Consider the following 17,049-nt stretch of genomic DNA (forward strand, 5'->3'; position numbering starts at 1 on the left):
CGCGCGCCGCCGGGGTCAGGAAAGGTCGAGATCGCTGTCGAGCAGGTCGAAGAGTTCGTCGTTGGACGCGGACCGGAGCTTCGTCTCGATGTCCTCGCCCTCCGGTGCCGTGCGCGCGGTCTCGTTGAGGCGGGTGAGGAGGGCCTGGAGCCGGCGGGTCACCTTCACCCGCCCGGCGTCCTCCACGGAACGTTCGATCAATGTCAGTTCGAGCTTGTCGATCTCGGCCAGGAAGGAGTTCTCCGGGCTCGCCTCGTCGACGCCGATGCTCTCGCCGACGTGCCGGGCCAGATCGTTCGGCGTGGGGTGGTCGAAGATCAGCGTGGAGGTCAGCCGGAGTTCGGTGGCCTCGGTGAGGCGGTTGCGGAGCTGGACGGCCGTGAGGGAGTCGAAGCCCAGCTCGTTGAACGGACGGTACGGATCGATCGCGTCCGCGCCGCCGTGCCCCAGGACCGCGGCGACGGCGCTGCACACGACGTCGAGCAGCAGCTTCTGCCGCCCCTCCGAGGGCAGCGCCCGGAGCCGCGCGGCCAGGTCCGTTCCCGGCGACTGCGCGCCGTGCGTCCGCGCGGCGGTGCGGCGGGGCGCCGGTACGAGGTCGCGGAGGAGCGCGGGGAGCCGGGGTGCGGTGCGGAGGGTGCCGGGGTTGAGGGGGGTGCAGAGGTGCTGGGGGTGGGTTGTGGTGAGCGCCGTGTCGAGGAGGTGGAGCGCGTGCTCGGTGGTGAGGGGGGCGGTGCCGTGGGTGAGGGAGCGGATGTCGGTGGTGGTGAGGTGGCCGGTCAGGCCGGTGGACTGCTCCCAGTAGCCCCACGCGAGGCTGGTGGTCGGCAGACCGAGCCTGCTGCGGTGGTGGGCGAGGGCGTCCAAGTAGGTGTTGGCGGCGGCGTAGTTCGCCTGTCCTGGGTTGCCCAGGGTGCCGGCGGCGGAGGAGTAGAGGACGAAGTGGGCCAGGTCCAGATCCTTGGTGGCCTGGTGGAGGTGGTACGCCGCGTCGACCTTGGGAGCGAGGACGGGGTGCAGGTCGTCGGGGGTGAGCTTGGACAGAACGGTGTCGTTGAGGACGCCCGCGGTGTGGATGACGGCGGTGAGGGGGTGGTCCTCGCCGATGGAGTCCACGAGGGCTCCCACGGCCTCGGCGTCCGTGACATCGCACGCCGCGACGGTGACGTGGGCGCCGAGTTCGGTGAACTCCTCGCGGAGAGCGGCGGCGTTGGGGTGGTCGGGGCCGCTGCGGGAGGCCAGCAGGAGGTGGCGTACGCCCTGCTCGGTGATGAGGTGACGTGCCGTCAGGCTCGCGAGACCGCCGGTGCCTCCCGTGATGAGCACGGTGCCGTTGGGGTCGAGCGGCCGGGCTTCTGTCGCGGCGTCGTCGGTGGAGCGGGTCAGCCGCGGGGTGAGTAGCTGACCGTTGCGGAGGGCGAGTTGGGGTTCGCCGGTGGCTAGGGCTTCGGAGAGGTGCGGGATGCCGGCGGGGCTGGGGTCGGCGACCGCGGTGTCGGTGTCGATGAGGCGGATGCGGTCGGGCTGTTCGTTCTGGGCGGTACGGACCAGGCCCCACAGCGGTGCGTGGGCGAGATGGACGTGCTCGGCCGGGTCGGTGGCGACGGCGCGATGGGTGAGGACGACGAGGCAGCGGTCGGTCTCGTCGTTGGCGGCCAGCCAGCTCTGTAGATGCGTCAGCAGGGCTTCGGTCGCGGCGTGGGCCGCGGTGGGGGAGTCGTCCGCAGCCGGGGCCGCTGCGTACACGTCGATCTGGCCGGGGTCCGCCTGCTCCTCCATGGACGCGGCGGGGCGCCAGGCGAGGTGGAACAGGCTGTTGCGGGTGGCCGTGTGCGCCTGGGCGCCGCTGAGGGCGGTGGCGTCGACGGGCCGGGTGTTGAGAGCGGTGATCGTGGCTACCGGAGCGCCGGCCGGGTCCCAGGTGTGCAGAGCGAGGTCGTGGCCGTGCTCGCCGACGGGGACGAGGGCGGCGCGTAGCTCGGTGGCGCCGGAGGCATGGACGGATACCCCGGTCCACGCGAACGGCAGCCGCAGCTCCTCCGCCTTGCCGTCCGTGCCGCCGTCCGCGTGGAGCGTGCGGGTGGCGAGGGAGTGGATGGCGGCGTCGAGCAGGGCCGGGTGGATGGCGTGGCCGGTCGTGTCCGTGTCCTCGGGCAGGGCGATCTCGGCGTGGAGCGTGCCGTCGGGGTGTACCCAGGCGGCGGTGACGCCCTGGAAGACGGGCCCGTACTCGTAACCCGCCGCCAGCAGGCGGGGGTAGAGGTCGGTGACGTCCACTTGCTCCGTCCCCGTGGGCGGCCACTGCGCGGGCGGCGCGGCCGGCGCGACGGGTTCGGTGGTGAGGGTGCCGGTGGCGTGGTGGGTCCAGGGCTCCGGCTCGGTGTCGTCGGCGGTGTGGCGGCGGGAATGGATCGTGACCTGCCACCTGCCGGCGCCTTCGTCGTCATCGCCGTCCGTTCCGCCTCGGGCGGAAGCGGTGACCTGAAGGTCGTGGGTACCCGCCTGGTCGAGCGTCAGCGGGGCGTGCAGGCTCAGCTCTTCGAGGTGGGCGGCACCGGTGTGGTCGCCGGCGTGCAGGGCGAGGTCCACGAGTGCGGTCCCGGGCAGCAGGACCGTACCGGCGACGGCGTGGTCGGCGAGCCACGGGTGGGTGCTCAGGCTGACCCGGCCGGTGAACACCGTGGTCGACGTGTTCTCGTCGCTGCCGTCTGCGAGTTGGACGGCGGCGTGCAGGAGCGGGTGTGCGGTGGTCGCCTGGCCGAGGTCGGTGGCGCTGGTGACCTGAGCGGGGAGGTCGAGCCAGTAGGGCCGGCTCTGGAAGGGGTAGGTGGGCAGGCTCGGCAGGTCGCTGCCGGGCCGGGGGAGGTGGGGGGTGAGGTCGGTGGGGTGGTGGTGGGTGTGGAGGCTGACCAGGGTGGTGAGGTGGGTGCGGGTCTGGTCCGGCAGGTGGGGGGTGGTGCGGACGCCGGGGGGGAGGTGGGGGGTGAGGGTGGGGTGGGGGGTTACTTCGGTGTAGAGGCTGATGCCGTCGGTCTCGGTGAGGTGGGTGATGCCTTGGTGGAAGCGGACGGGCTGGCGGATGTGCTGGGCCCAGTAGGCCGGGTTGTGGTGCTGGTCGCTGGTGGCAGGCAGACCGGTGACGTTGGAGATGACGGGGATGTCGGTGTTGCCGAGGGTGTGGTGGGCGAAGAGGCCGGTCAGGTGGCTGGTGAAGGTGTCGAGGATGGGCTCGGTGTGGGCGGTGTGGAAGGCGTGCGCGACCTTGAGCGCTTTGGTGCGGATGCCTGCCTCGGTCAGTTCCCGGGCCAGCTCTCCGAGTGCGTGGAGAGGCCCGGCGAGAGCGGTGGAGACCTCGGAGTTGTACGCCGCGATCTCCACTCCCGTGTGCCGGTCCACGTATGCGCCGAGGGGCTCGGGCGCGGACTGCACGGCGAGCATGCCGGTGCCGTCGGGGAGGGTGTGGAGCAGTTTGGCGCGTGTGGCGACCATGTCGGCGGCGGCGGCGAGGGGCAGGATGCCGGTGAGGTGGGCGGCGGAGAGTTCGCCGATGGAGTGGCCGATGAGCGCGGTGGGTTGGACGCCCGTAGTTTGGAGGAGGCGGTAGCCGGCGACGTGGTGGGCGAAGAGAGCGGGCTGGGTGTAGAGCGTGGTCTCCAGCAGGGCGGCGTGTTCGCTGTCGGGCTCGGCGAACATGACCTCCCGTAGCGGGACCTCGGCGTCGAGGTGCTCGTCGAGCGCCGCGCAGACCTCGTCCAGGGTCTCGGCGTAGACGGGGAAGGTCCCGTGAAGCTCGCGGCCCATGCCCGGTCGCTGGCTGCCCTGGCCGGAGAACATCACCGCGAGGCGGCCGCCGGTCTCGGCAGGGCCCAGGCCGGTGACCAGGGCGGGGTGCGTGGCACCGGTGGCCAGTGCGGTGAGGGCTGCACGGAGTTCGTCGCGGTCGGCGGTGACGATGCCCGCGCGGTGCTCCAGCTTCGCCCGCCCGGACCACAGCCCCGCCGCCAACCCACCCACCTCGACCTGCGGGTGCCCCTCGACGTACGCCGCCAGCCGCTCGGCCGACTGCGCGAGCGCGGCCGTCGTACGCGCGGAAATCACCACCGGCACGGGTGAGGGCTCTGCCGCCGACTCGGCGTCGGCGCTCGGCTCCGGCTTCGCCGCCGGGGACTGCGCCGGGCCGGCCTCCAGGATGACGTGGGCGTTGGTGCCGCTGATCCCGAACGACGACACCGCAGCGCGCCGCGGCTCACCCGTCTCCGGCCAGGGCCGCGCCTCGCTGAGGAGAGCGACGTGGCCGGTGTCCCACTCCACGTGGCTGGAGGGCTCGTCGACATGGAGAGTCTGGGGGAGGTGCCCGTGGCGCAGGGCTTCGACCATCTTGATGACACCGGCGACGCCGGCCGCGGCCTGGGTGTGCCCGATGTTGGACTTGATGGAGCCCAGCCACAGCGGACGATCAGCCGTGTGCCCCTGGCCGTACGTCGCCAGCAGTGCCTGCGCCTCGATCGGGTCACCCAGCGTCGTACCCGTGCCGTGCGCCTCCACGGCGTCGACCTCACCGGCACTCAGCCCGGCGCTGGCGAGCGCCTGCTCGATGACGCGCTGCTGCGACGGGCCGTTGGGCGCGGTGAGGCCGTTGGAGGCGCCGTCCTGGTTGACGGCCGAGCCGCGCAGGATGGCGAGCACCTCGTGCCCGTTGCGCTGGGCGTCGGACAGGCGCTCCAGGAGGACGAGGCCCGCGCCCTCGCCCCAGCCGGTGCCGTCGGCGGCGTCGGCGAAGGGCTTGCAGCGGCCGTCGGCGGACAGGCCGCGCTGGCGGGAGAACTCCAGGAACGCGGAAGGCGTGGACATCACGGTGACGCCGCCGGCGAGGGCGAGGTCGCACTCGCCGTTGCGCAGCGCCTGGGCGGCGAGGTGCATGCCCACCAGGGACGACGAGCAGGCGGTGTCGATGGTCATCGCCGGGCCTTCGAGCCCGAAGGTGTACGCCACCCGTCCCGACGCCACGCTCGCGGCGCTGCCGTTGCCGAGATAGCCCTCGAAGCCCTCCGGGGTCCGGTGCATCAGACGCGGGCCGTAGTCGGCGTAGATGACGCCGGTGAAGACGCCGGTGTTGCTGTCCCGCAGGCTGGTCGGGTCGATGCCGGCCTGTTCGAAGGCTTCCCAGGCGGTCTCCAGCAGCAGCCGCTGCTGCGGGTCGGTGGCCAGCGCCTCGCGCGGGTTCATGTGGAAGAAGTCCGCGTCGAACCTGTCCGCGTCGTGCAGGAAGGCGCCGTGGCGCGTGTACGTCTTGCCCGTCGCGTCCGGGTCCGGGTCGTAGAGGTTGTCGAGGTCCCAGCCGCGGTTGACCGGGAACTCCGAGACCGCGTCCGTGCCCTCGGCCACGAGCCGCCACAGGTCGTCCGCGGAGCGGACCTCGCCGGGGTAGCGGCAGGCCATCGAGACGATCGCGATGGGGTCGTCGTCGGTGACGGTGCGGGTGGCGAGCGCGCGGGGGGTGGCGGGCGCGGTGTCGAGGAGCCGGCCGAGGAGGTGACGGGTGAGGGCGTCGGGGGTGGGGTGGTCGAAGATCAGGGTCGCGGGGAGGCGCAGCGCCGTGGTGGTGGTGAGCTGGTTGCGGAGCTGGACGGCCGTGAGGGAGTCGAAGCCCAGCTCCTTGAACGGGCGGTGCGGGTCGATCGTCTCCGCGGTGCCGTGGCCGAGGACCGCGGCGATGTTGCTGCGGACGATGTCGAGGACGACCTTGTGCTGCCGCGCCGGCTCGGCGAGTGCGGCGAGCTGTTCTACGAGCGCGTTGCCGTCGGCCGCGGCCGAGGAGGCGGCGGTGCGTCGGGTCTGCCGGACGGCCAGGCCGCGGAAGAGGACGGGGAGCCGGTCCGGGGTGCGGAGGGCGGACGGCGTCAACGGGAGGCAGAGGTGGTGGGGCTGGGGGGTGGCGAGAGCGGTGTCGAGGAGGTGGAGGGCGTGGTCGGTGTCGAGCGGGGTGGTGCCGTGGGTGACGTTGCGGACGTCGCTGTCGCTGAGGTGGCCGGTGAGGTCGGTGGTGTGCTTCCAGTAGCCCCAGGCGAGGCTGGTGGTGGGCTGCCCTTGCCGGGTGCGGTGGTGGGCGAGGGCGTCGAGGTAGGTGTTGGCGGCGGCGTAGTTGGCCTGGCCGGGGTTGCCGAGGGTGCCGGCTGCGGAGGAGTAGAGGACGAAGTGGGCGAGGTTCAGATCCTTGGTCGCCTGGTGGAGGTGGTACGCGGCGTCGACCTTGGGTGCCAGGACGGGGTGCAGGTCGTCTGCGGTGAGTTGGGTGAGGGTGGCGTCGTTGAGCGCCCCGGCGGTGTGGATGACGGCGGTGAGGGGGTGCTGCTCGTCGACGGAGTCGACGAGGGTGCGTACGGCGTCGGGGTCGGTGACGTCGCAGGCCGCGACGGTGACCTGGGCGCCGATCGCGGTGAGTTCGTCGCGGAGAGCGGTGGCGTTGGGGTGGTCGGGGCCGCTGCGGGAGGCCAGCAGGAGGTGGTGTACCCCGTGCTCGGTGATGAGGTGACGTGCCGTCAGGCTCGCGAGACCGCCGGTGCCGCCGGTGATCAGAACGGTGCCCTCGGGGTCGAGGGGCCGGGCCTCGCCGTCGGTGGCGGTGGACCGTGTCAGGCGTGGGGTGAGCAGTTGACCCTTGCGGAGGGCGAGTTGGGGTTCGCCGGTGGCCAGGGCGTCGGTGAGGTGGGGGACGTCGGCCGCCCGCGTCCCGGGCTCGATGCCGGTGGTTTCGGTGTCGATGAGGTGGATGCGGTCGGGCTGTTCGTTCTGGGCGGTACGGACCAGGCCCCACAGCGGCGCGTGCGCCAGGTGGACGTCCTCGGCCGGGTCGGTGGCGACAGCCCGGTGGGTGAGGACGACGAGCTGGCGGTCGGTCTCGTCGTTGTCGGCCAGCCAGCTCTGAACGTGAGTCAGCAGTGCCTCGGTCGCTACGTGCGCCGCGGCCGGGATGTCCTCGGCTGCCGGCGCGGCGACGTACACGTCCACCTGGTCGAGAGCCACCTGCTCCGCGGGATCCGCCGGGGTGGGGCCCCAGGTGAGGTGGAAGAGGCTGTTGCGGGTCGCGGCTCCCGCCTGGGCGCCGCTGGTCAGCGCGGTGGCGTCGACGGGCCGGGTGTTGAGGGCGGCGATGGTGGCCACCGGAGCGCCGGTGGGGTCCCAGGCGCGGAGGGCGAGGTCGTGGCCGTGCTCGCCGGTGGGCACAAGGGTGGCGCGGAGCCGGGTGGCGCCGGTGGCGTGGACCGACACACCGCTCCACGCGAAGGGCAGCCGCAACACCTGTGCTTCGGCGCCCTCTTCGCCGAGGTTGCGGGTGGCGAGGGGGTGGAGGGTGGCGTCGAGCAGGGCGGGGTGGATCGTGTGCCCGGCGGTGTCCGCGTCCTCGGCGAGGCTGATGTCCGCGTGAAGGGTGCCGTCCGGGTGCGACCAAGCGGCGGTGACGCCCTGGAAGGCGGGCCCGTACTCGTAACCGGCCGCCGCCATCCGGGCGTAGAGGTCCGCGATGTCGAGGCGCTCTGCCCCGGCGGGGGGCCACTGGGTGAGCTGCTGGGGTGCCTCGGCCGGTTCGGGGGTGAGGGTACCGGTGGCGTGGCAGGTCCACGACTCGGGCTCGGCTTCGTCACTGTGCGGCCGCGAGTGGATGGTGACCTGCCAGCGGCCGGGGTCACCGTCCTCGCCCCCCACCTCGGGGCTCGCCGTGACTTGGAGGTCGCGGGTGCCGGTCTCGTCCAGGAGCAGCGGCGCCTGGAGCGTCAGCTCTTCGAGATGGGTGGCGCCGGTGTGGTCGCCGGTGTGCAGGGCGAGGTCGACGAGGGCGGTGCCGGGGAGCAGCACGGTGCCGGTGACCGCGTGGTCGGCGAGCCAGGGGTGGGTGCTCAGGCTGGCCCGGCCGGTGAACACCATCGTGCTGGCGCCGGTCTCGTCCGCGCCACCGGTGTCGGCGAGTTGGACGGCCGCGCTGAGGAGCGCGTGCGCGCTGCTGATCTGACCGAGGTCGCCGGCGCTGGTGAGCTGCGCCGAGTTCTGGATCCAGTAGCTGTCGCGCTGGAAGGGGTAGGTGGGCAGCTCGGGCAACAGCTCGGCGGAGTCCTCCGCGCCGGGCAGAAGCGGGCTGAGGTCGATGGGGTGGTGGTGGGTATGGAGGTTCGCCAGCGCGGCGAGGAAGCGGGTCTTGGTGCCGTTGTTGCGGATGAGGGTGGCGTGGTGCCGGGCCGGGGTGGGGTGCTGCTCGAACGTGTCGGCCAGGGCCGCGGTCATCACCGGGTGGGGGCTGGACTCGATGAGTGTGTAGTGGCCGTCGTCGAGGAGTTGTTCGAGGGTGGTGTGGAAGTGGACGGGGTGGCGGAGGTTGTTGAACCAGTACTCCGCGTCCAGCAGTTGGTCCGGCGCGAGCAGCGTGCCGGTGTGGGTGGAGTAGAACGGGATGGTGGGGGCCACGGGCTGGATCGCGGCGCGTTCGGCGAGGTCCGTGATGATCGTCTCGCGCAGGTTCTCGACGTGGGGGGTGTGCGAGGCGTAGTCGACGGGGATCAAGCGCGCCCGGATCTGCCGTTCCTGGTACGTGTGGACCAGGTCCGTCAGCGGCTGGGTCTCGCCCGCGAGGATGGTGGTGTGCGGGCCGTTGATGGCGGCCACGTACACGTCGTCGGGCAACTCGCGCAGTTCGTCCTGGGGCAGCGGGAGCGAGGCCATGGTGCCGGTGCCCGCGAGTCGGGTGATGGCCTGCGCCCGCAGGGCCACTACGGCGATCGCGTCGGGCAGGGTCAGTGCCCCGGCGACGTACGCGGCGGCGATCTCGCCCTGCGAGTGGCCGATGACCGCGTCGGGCTCAACGCCGTGGTGGCGTAGGAGCTGCGCGATGCCGGTCATGACCGCGAACAGCGCGGGCTGCACGACATCCACGCGGTCGAGGGCGTGTTCGTCCTCGCTGGCCAGGACGTCGAGCAGATCCCAGTCGCACCAGCGTGACAGCTCGTCCCGGCACGCGGCCAGGTGCGCGGCGAACGCGGGCTCTTCCGCCGCCAGTTCGTAGCCCATACGGGTCCACTGCGAGCCCTGCCCCGGGAACACGAACGCGGTCTTCCCCGCGCCCACCGACCCCGGACCGGTCACCAGTGCCGGGTGCGCCGCACCCGTGGCCAGCGCGGTCAGCGCCTCCAGCAGTTCGCTGCGGTCGGCGGTGACGACGCCCGCGCGGTGCTCCATCTTCGCCCGGCCGCTCCACAGCCGCGCCGCCAGTGCACCCACCTCGACCCGCGGGTGCTCCTCCACGTACGCCGCAAGCTGCTTGGCCGACTGCGCCAGTGCGCCCGCCGTACGGGCGGAAACCACCACCGGAACCGGTGCCGCTCCCGCCTCCGGCTCGGCTTCGGCCTCCGGCAGGGCCGGGGCCGCTTCCAGAATGAGGTGCGCGTTCGTGCCGCTCATGCCGAACGACGACACCGCCGCCCGCCGCGGCTCGCCCGTCTCCGGCCACTCCCGCGTCTCCGTCAGCAGCGCGACGTGACCGGTGTCCCACTCCACGTGGGTCGAGGGGCGATCCACGTTCAGGGTCTGCGGGAGCCGGCCGTGCCGCAGGGCCTCGACCATCTTGATGACGCCCGCGACGCCGGAAGCGGCCTGGGTGTGGCCGATGTTGGACTTCACCGAGCCCAGCCACAGCGGCCGCTCCTCGGTGTGCGCCTGGCCGTACGTCGCGAGCAGTGCCTGCGCCTCGATCGGGTCACCCAGCGTCGTGCCCGTGCCGTGCGCCTCCACGGCGTCCACCTGACCGGGCGTCAGCCCGGCGCTGGCGAGCGCCTGCTCGATGACCCGCTGCTGCGACGGGCCGTTGGGCGCGGTGAGGCCGTTCGACGCGCCGTCCTGGTTGATCGCCGAGCCCTTCAGCACCGCCAGGACCGTGTGCCCGTTGCGCTGCGCGTCCGAGAGGCGTTCGAGCAGGATGAGGCCCGCGCCCTCGCCCCAGCCGGTGCCGTCCGCCGCGTCCGCGAAGGGCTTGCAGCGGCCGTCGGCGGCCAGGCCGCGCTGCCGCGAGAAGACCTGGAAGGTGCCCGGCGTGGCCATGATGGTCGCGCCGCCCGCGAGGGCGAGATCGCACTCCCCGTTACGGAGCGCCTGCATGGCCAGGTGCAGGGCGACCAGCGACGACGAGCACGCGGTGTCCACCGTCATCGCCGGGCCCTCAAGACCGAAGGTGTACGCGATCCGGCCGGACGCCACGCTGCCCGAGCTGCCGGTGGCGATGTAGCCCTCGAGCCCCTCCGGGTTCTGGTGCAGTCGCAGCAGGTAGTCCTGGGAGATGACGCCCGCGAACACACCGGTGTTGCTGCCCTGGAGCGTGCCGGGCTCGATGCCCGCCCGCTCGAACGCCTCCCACGAGGTCTCCAGCAACAGCCGCTGCTGCGGATCCGTGGCCAGCGCCTCCCGCGGGTTCATGTGGAAGAAGTCCGCGTCGAACAGGTCGGCGTCGTGCAGGAACGCCCCGTGGCGGGTGTAGACCTTGCCCGTCGCGTCGGGGTCCGGGTCGTACAGATTCTCCAGGTCCCAGCCGCGGTTGGCGGGAAGGGCGCCGATGGCGTCGCGGCCGGTGCTGACGAGGTCCCAGAGCGCTCGCGAGTCGCGTACGCCGCCGGGATAGCGGCAGGCCATCGAGACGATCGCGATCGGGTCGTCGCTCGCGGCCGCGGTCCCCGCGCGGCTCGGGGTCCTGGCGGTGAGGGAGCCGGTGTCGAGGAACTGGCCGAGGAGGTGGCGGGTCAGCGCCTGGGGCGTCGGGTGGTCGAAGATCAGGGTCGCCGGGAGGCGCAGCGACGTCGCGTTCGTGAGGCGGTTGCGCAGCTCGACGGCCGTCAGCGAGTCGAAGCCCAGCTCCTTGAACGGCCGTTGCGGGTCGATGGCGTCGGGCGTGCCGTGGCCGAGGACCGCGGCCACGTTGCTGCGTACGAGATCCAGCAGCCGGCGCTCCTGCTCCGCCTCGGGGAGCGCGGCGAGCTGCTCGGCCAGCGCGTTGCCGTCGGCCGCGGCCGAGGCGGCGGCGACGCGGCGGGCCGGCCGCGGGACGAGGTCGCGCAGGAGGGCGGGGAGGCGGGGGGCCGTCCGCAGCGCGGCGGGGTTGAGGGGGAGGCAGAGCTGGTACGCCTCGGGGCCGGCGAGGGCCGTGTCGAACAGGCGGAAGGCGTGGTCCGCTTCGAGCGGGGTGGTGCCGTGGGTGACGTTGCGGACCTCGTTGTCGCTGAGGTGGCCGGTGAGGCCGGTGGCCTGCTTCCAGTAGCCCCAGGCGAGGCTGGTGGTGGGGAGACCCTGCCGGTTGCGGTGGTGGGCGAGGGCGTCGAGGTAGGTGTTGGCGGCGGCGTAGTTCGCCTGTCCTGGGTTGCCGAGGGTGCCGGCGGCGGAAGAGTAGACGACGAAGTGGGCCAGGGGCAGGTGCCGGGTCGCTTCGTGCAGGTGGTGGGTGGCGTCGATCTTCGGGTCGAGGACCGGGTGCAGGTTCTCGGGGGTGAGCTGGGTGAGGACGGTGTCGCTCAGCGCGCCCGCAGTGTGGATGACGGCGGTGAGCGGGTGCTGCTCGTCCACGGAGTCCACGAGGGTGCGTACGGCCTCGGCGTCGGTGACGTCGCAGGCGGCGATGGTGATGTGGGCGCCGAGTTCGGTGAACTCCTCGCGGAGAGCGGAGGCGTTGGGGTGGTCGGGGCCGCTGCGGGAGGCCAGGAGGAGGTGGCGTACGCGGTGCTCGGTGATGAGGTGACGTGCCGTCAGGCCCGCGAGGACGCCGGTCCCGCCTGTGATGAGGACGGTGCCGTTCGGGTCGAGCGGCCGGGGGAGGGTCAGGATCAGCTTGCCGGTGTGCCGGGCCTGGCTGAGGTGGCGTAGTGCCTGCGGGGTGTGCCGGATGTCGAACGAGGTGGTGGGCAGCGGCGTCAGGACACCCTCGGAGAACAGCTCGGTCAGGTGCGCCAGGATCTGCTGGATGCGGTCGGGGCCCGCCTCGATGAGGTCGAAGTTCCGGTACTGGACCTGGTGCTCCGCCTGCACGGTGTCGGCGTCGCGTACGTCCGTCTTGCCCATCTCGATGAACCGGCCGCCGGGGCGTACGAGGCGCAGTGAGGCGTCGGTGAACTCGTGGGCGAGGGCGTTGAGGACGACATCCACGCCCTGGTCCGGGCCGTGGGCGCGGAAGTGCCCCTCGAAGTCCAGCGTGCGGCTGGACGCGATATGCGTGTCGTCCAGACCCTGGGCGTACAGCAGGTGCTGCTTGGCGGGGCTGGCGGTGGCGTAGACGTCGGCGCCGAAGTGGCGGGCGAGTTGGAGTGCGGCGGAGCCGACGCCGCCGGTGGCGGCGTGCAGCAGCAGCGACTCGCCGGACTCCAGCCGGCCCAGGTCCTTCAGCGCGAAGTACGCCGTCAGGAAGGCCACCGGAATCCCGGCCGCCTGGGTGAAGCCCCACTGCTCGGGGACGGTGGTGAGCAGGCGGTGATCGGTGACGGCGTGGGAGCCCGCGCCGTCGATCATCACACCCATCACCCGGTCGCCCACGGCGAAGTCGGCCACGTCGTCGGCGACGCCGGTGACGACGCCGGAGCCCTCGCTGCCCAGCGGGGCGTCGCCCGGGTACATGCCCAGGGCGATGAGTGTGTCGCGGAAGTTCAGGCCGATCGCGTGCAGTCGTACGCGGACCTGCCCGGCGGCCAGCGGCTCGTCCCACTCCGGCATCGGCCGGCAGGTGACCGCCTCCAGCGTGCCGTCGCCCCCGGTGGCCAGCTTCCAGGTGCTCTCCGGCATGTCGAGCGCCCCGCCGGCGCCCGTCGCGCGCACGAGGCGTGCGACGAGGAGCTGGCCGTGGCGGAGGGCGAGTTGCGGCTCACCGGTGGCGAGGGCGTCGTCGAGGTGGGGCACGTCGGCGAAGCCGGCCGCGGCCTCGACCGCGGTGTCCGTGTCGAGCAGGTGGATGCGGTCGGGCTGTTCGTTCTGCGCGGTACGGACCATCCCCCACAGCGGCGCGTGGGCCAGGTGGACGTCCTCCGCCGGACCCGTGGCGACGGCGCGGTGGGTGAGGACGACGAGGCGGCGGTCGGTCTCGTCGTTGGCGGCCAGCCAGCTCTGCAGGTGGGTGAGCAGGGCTTCGGTCGCGGCGTGGGCCGCGGCAGGGGAGTCGTCGGTTGCCGGGGCGGCGACGTAGAGGTCGACCTGCCCGGGATCGAGCCGGTCGGAGTCGTCCTGCGGCGCGTGGGCCGGAGTCCAGGCGAGCTGGAAGAGGCTGTTGCGGGTCGCGGCGCCGTCGTCGGCGCTCCCGGTGGTGAGAGCGGTGGCGTCGACGGGCCGGGTGTTGAGGGCGGCGATCGTGGCGACGGGCGCGCCGGTGGGGTCCCAGGCGCGGAGGGCGAGGTCGTGGCCGTGCTCGCCGGTGGGCACAAGGGTGGCGCGGAGGTGGGTGGCGCCGGTGGCGTGGACGGAGACACCGCTCCACGCGAACGGCAGCCGCAGCTCCTGCGCCTCGTCCTTCGCGGCGTCGCCCGCGCCGAGGGCACGGAGGGCGAGGGGGTGGAGGGCGGCGTCGAGCAGCGCGGGGTGGATGGTGTGCCCGTCGGCGTCCGCGTCCCCGGGCAGGGCGATCTCGGCGTGGAGGGTGCCGTCTGCGTGCTGCCAGGCCCTGGTGACGCCGCGGAAGGCGGGCCCATATCCGTAGCCGGCCGCGGCCATCCGCGGATACAGCTCGGTGACGTCGAGCGTCTGTGCCCCGGCGGGCGGCCACTGGCCCAACGTCTCGGCGGCGTCGCCGGGTTCTGCGGTGAGCGTACCGGTGGCGTGGCAGGTCCAGGACTCCGCCTCGCCCTCGCCCTCGTCGTCGGCGTGGGCGCGGGAGTGGATCGCGACCTGCCGGGTGCCCTGGCCGTCGTCGAGGGGCGTGGTGGTGACCTGGAGGTCGCGGGCGCCGGTCTCGTCGAGCGTCAGCGGGGCGTGCAGGGTCAGCTCTTCGAGGTGGGTCGCGCCGGTGTGGTCGCCGGTGTGCAGGGCGAGGTCGACGAGGGCGGTGCCGGGGAGGAGGACCGTACCGGCGACGGCGTGGTCGGCGAGCCACGGGTGGGTGGGGAGGCTGAGGCGGCCGGTGAACACCATCGTGCTGGCGCCGGTCTCGTCCGCGCCACCGGTGTCGGCGAGTTGGACGGCGGCGCTGAGGAGGGGGTGGGTGGTGCTGCTCAGGCCGAGGTCGGTGGCGCTGGTGAGCTGGGCCGGGGCGTCAAGCCAGTAGGGCTGGTGCTGGAAGGGGTACGTGGGCAGCTCGGGCAGGTGGTCGCCGGACCGGTCGACGTGGGGGAGTTGGGCGGTGAGGTCGATGGGGTGGTGGTGGGTGTGGAGGTTCGCCAGCGCGAGGAGGAAGCGGGTCTTGGTGCCGTTGTTGCGGATGAGGGTGGCGTGGTGCCGGGCCGGGGTGGGGTGCTGCTCGAAGGTGTCGGCCAGGGCGGCGGTCATGACCGGGTGGGGGCTGGACTCGATGAGGGTGTGGTGACCGTCGTCGAGGAGTTGTTCGAGGGTGGTGTGGAAGTGGACGGGGTGGCGGAGGTTGTTGAACCAGTACTCCGCGTCCAGCAGTTGGTCCGGCGCGAGCAGCGTGCCGGTGTGGGTGGAGTAGAACGGGATGGCGGGGGCCACGGGCTGGATCGCGGCGTGTTCGGCGAGGTCCGTGATGATCGTCTCGCGCAGGTTCTCGACGTGGGGGGTGTGCGAGGCGTAGTCGACGGGGATGAGGCGCGCCCGGATCTCCCGTTCCTGGTACGTGTGGACCAGGTCCGTCAGCGGCTGGGTCTCGCCCGCGAGGATGGTGGTGTGCGGGCCGTTGATGGCGGCCACGTACACGTCGTCGGGCAGCTCGCCCAGTTCGTCCTGGGGCAGCGGGAACGACGCCATCGTTCCGGTGCCCGCGAGTCGGGTGATGGCCTGCGCCCGCAGGGCCACCACGGCGACCGCGTCGGGCAGGGTCAGCGCCCCGGCGACGTACGCGGCGGCGATCTCCCCCTGCGAGTGGCCGATGACCGCGTCGGGCTCAACGCCGTGGTGGCGCAGGAGCTGCGCGATGCCGGTCATCACGGCGAACAGCGCGGGCTGCACGATGTCCACGCGGTCGAGGGCGTTTTCGTCCTCGCTGGCCAGGACGTCGAGCAGATCCCAGTCGCACCAGCGTGACAGCTCGTCCCGGCACGCGGCCAGGTGCGCGGCGAACGCGGGCTCTTCCGCCGCCAGTTCGTAGCCCATACGGGTCCACTGCGAGCCCTGCCCCGGGAACACGAACGCGGTCTTCCCCGCGCCCACCGACCCCGGACCGGTCACCAGCGCCGGGTGCGCCGCACCCGTGGCCAGCGCGGTCAGCGCCTCCAGCAGCTCGCCGCGGTCGGCGGTGACGACGCCCGCGCGGTGTTCCATCTTCGCCCGGCCGCTCCACAGCCGCGCCGCCAGCGCACCCACCTCGACCCGCGGGTGCTCCTCCACGTACGCCGCAAGACGCCCGGCCGACTGCGCCAGCGCCGCCGCGGAACGACCGGAAACCACCACCGGCACCGGCAGAGACGACACCGCCTCCGTCTCCGCCTCCGGGGACGTCTCCCCGTCGCCCGTGGCCTCCTCGTCCGGTGCCGCAACCGGCGCGCCCTCCAGGATCAGGTGCGCGTTCGTGCCGCTCATGCCGAACGACGACACCGCCGCCCGCCGCGGCTCGCCCGTCTCCGGCCACTCCCGCGTCTCCGTCAGCAGCGCGACGGTGCCCGACTCCCAGTCCACGTGGCTTGACGGCTTGTCGACGTGGAGCGTGGGCGGCAGCACGCCGTGCCGCATGGCCTCGACCATCTTGATGACGCCCGCCACCCCGGCCGCGGCCTGCGTGTGCCCGACGTTCGACTTCACCGAGCCCAGCCACAGCGGCCGTTCGGCCGAGTGCTCGCGCCCGTACGTCGCCAGCAGCGCCTGCGCCTCGATCGGGTCACCCAGCGTCGTCCCCGTGCCGTGCGCCTCCACCACGTCGACCTGGCTTGCGTTCAGCCTGGCGTTGGTGAGCGCCTGCTCGATGACGCGGCGCTGCGACGGCCCGTTCGGTGCCGTGAGCCCGTTCGACGCGCCGTCCTGGTTGATCGCCGAGCCCTTCAGTACCGCGAGTACCTTGTGGCCGTTCCGCTGGGCATCGGACAGCCGCTCCAGCAGCACCAGGCCGACGCCCTCGCCCCAGGCCGTACCGTCGGCCGCGTCGGCGAACGCCTTGCAGCGGCCGTCCGCGGCCAGGCCGCGCTGCCGCGAGAAGACCGTGAAGGCGGACGGGCTGGACATGACGGTGGCGCCGCCCGCCAGCGCGCTGTCGCACTCGCCGTTGCGCAGCGCCTGGACCGCCAGGTGCAGCGCCACCAGGGAGGACGAGCACGCCGTGTCGACCGTCACCGCCGGGCCTTCGAGACCGAAGGTGTACGCCACCCGGCCCGAGGCGACGCTGCCGGCGCTGCCGGTGGCCGCGTAGCCCTCCAGGTCGCCGGTGGCGCGGTAGAGGCGCAGCAGGTAGTCCTGCGAGTTGAGCCCCGCGAAGACGCCCGTCTTGTTGCCCTTCACCCCGGCCGGGTCCAGGCCCGCCCGCTCGAACGCCTCCCAGGCCGTCTCCAGCAGCAGCCGCTGCTGCGGGTCCATGGCCAGCGCCTCGCGCGGCGAGATGCCGAACAGCTCGGCGTCGAACTGCTCGGCGCCCTGGAGGAAGGCGCCCATCCGCGTGTAGCTCTTGCCGCTCGCCGCCGGGTCCGGGTCGTACAGGTCCTCGGCCCAGCCGCGGTCGGCCGGGAACTCCACGATCCCGTCGCGGCCCTCGGCCACCATCCGCCACAGGTCCTCGGGCGAGGCCACGCCGCCGGAGTAGCGGCAGGCCATGGACACGATGGCGATGGGCTCCGTGGATTTCGCCTCGACCTCGCCCAGGCGCCGGCGGGCCTGGCGGAGCTCCGCGGTCACCCACTTGAGGTTGTCCAGAAGCTTCTGCTCGTTCTTCATCAGCGCAAGCTCCTTGTC

1 protein-coding gene is annotated in these 17,049 nt (G+C 72.9%); it reads right to left on the bottom strand.

Features of this window, described 5'->3' with window-relative positions:
* Positions 1-15: 15 nt before the first annotated feature.
* Positions 16-17,031, bottom strand: coding sequence for a type I polyketide synthase (locus CXR04_RS33950; protein ID WP_234380635.1), 17,016 nt, complete (start codon positions 17,029-17,031; stop codon positions 16-18).
* Positions 17,032-17,049: the final 18 nt, after the last annotated feature.

It is taken from the genome of Streptomyces sp. CMB-StM0423 (assembly GCF_002847285.1).
In the GTDB taxonomy this organism is placed as follows: Bacteria; Actinomycetota; Actinomycetes; order Streptomycetales; family Streptomycetaceae; genus Streptomyces.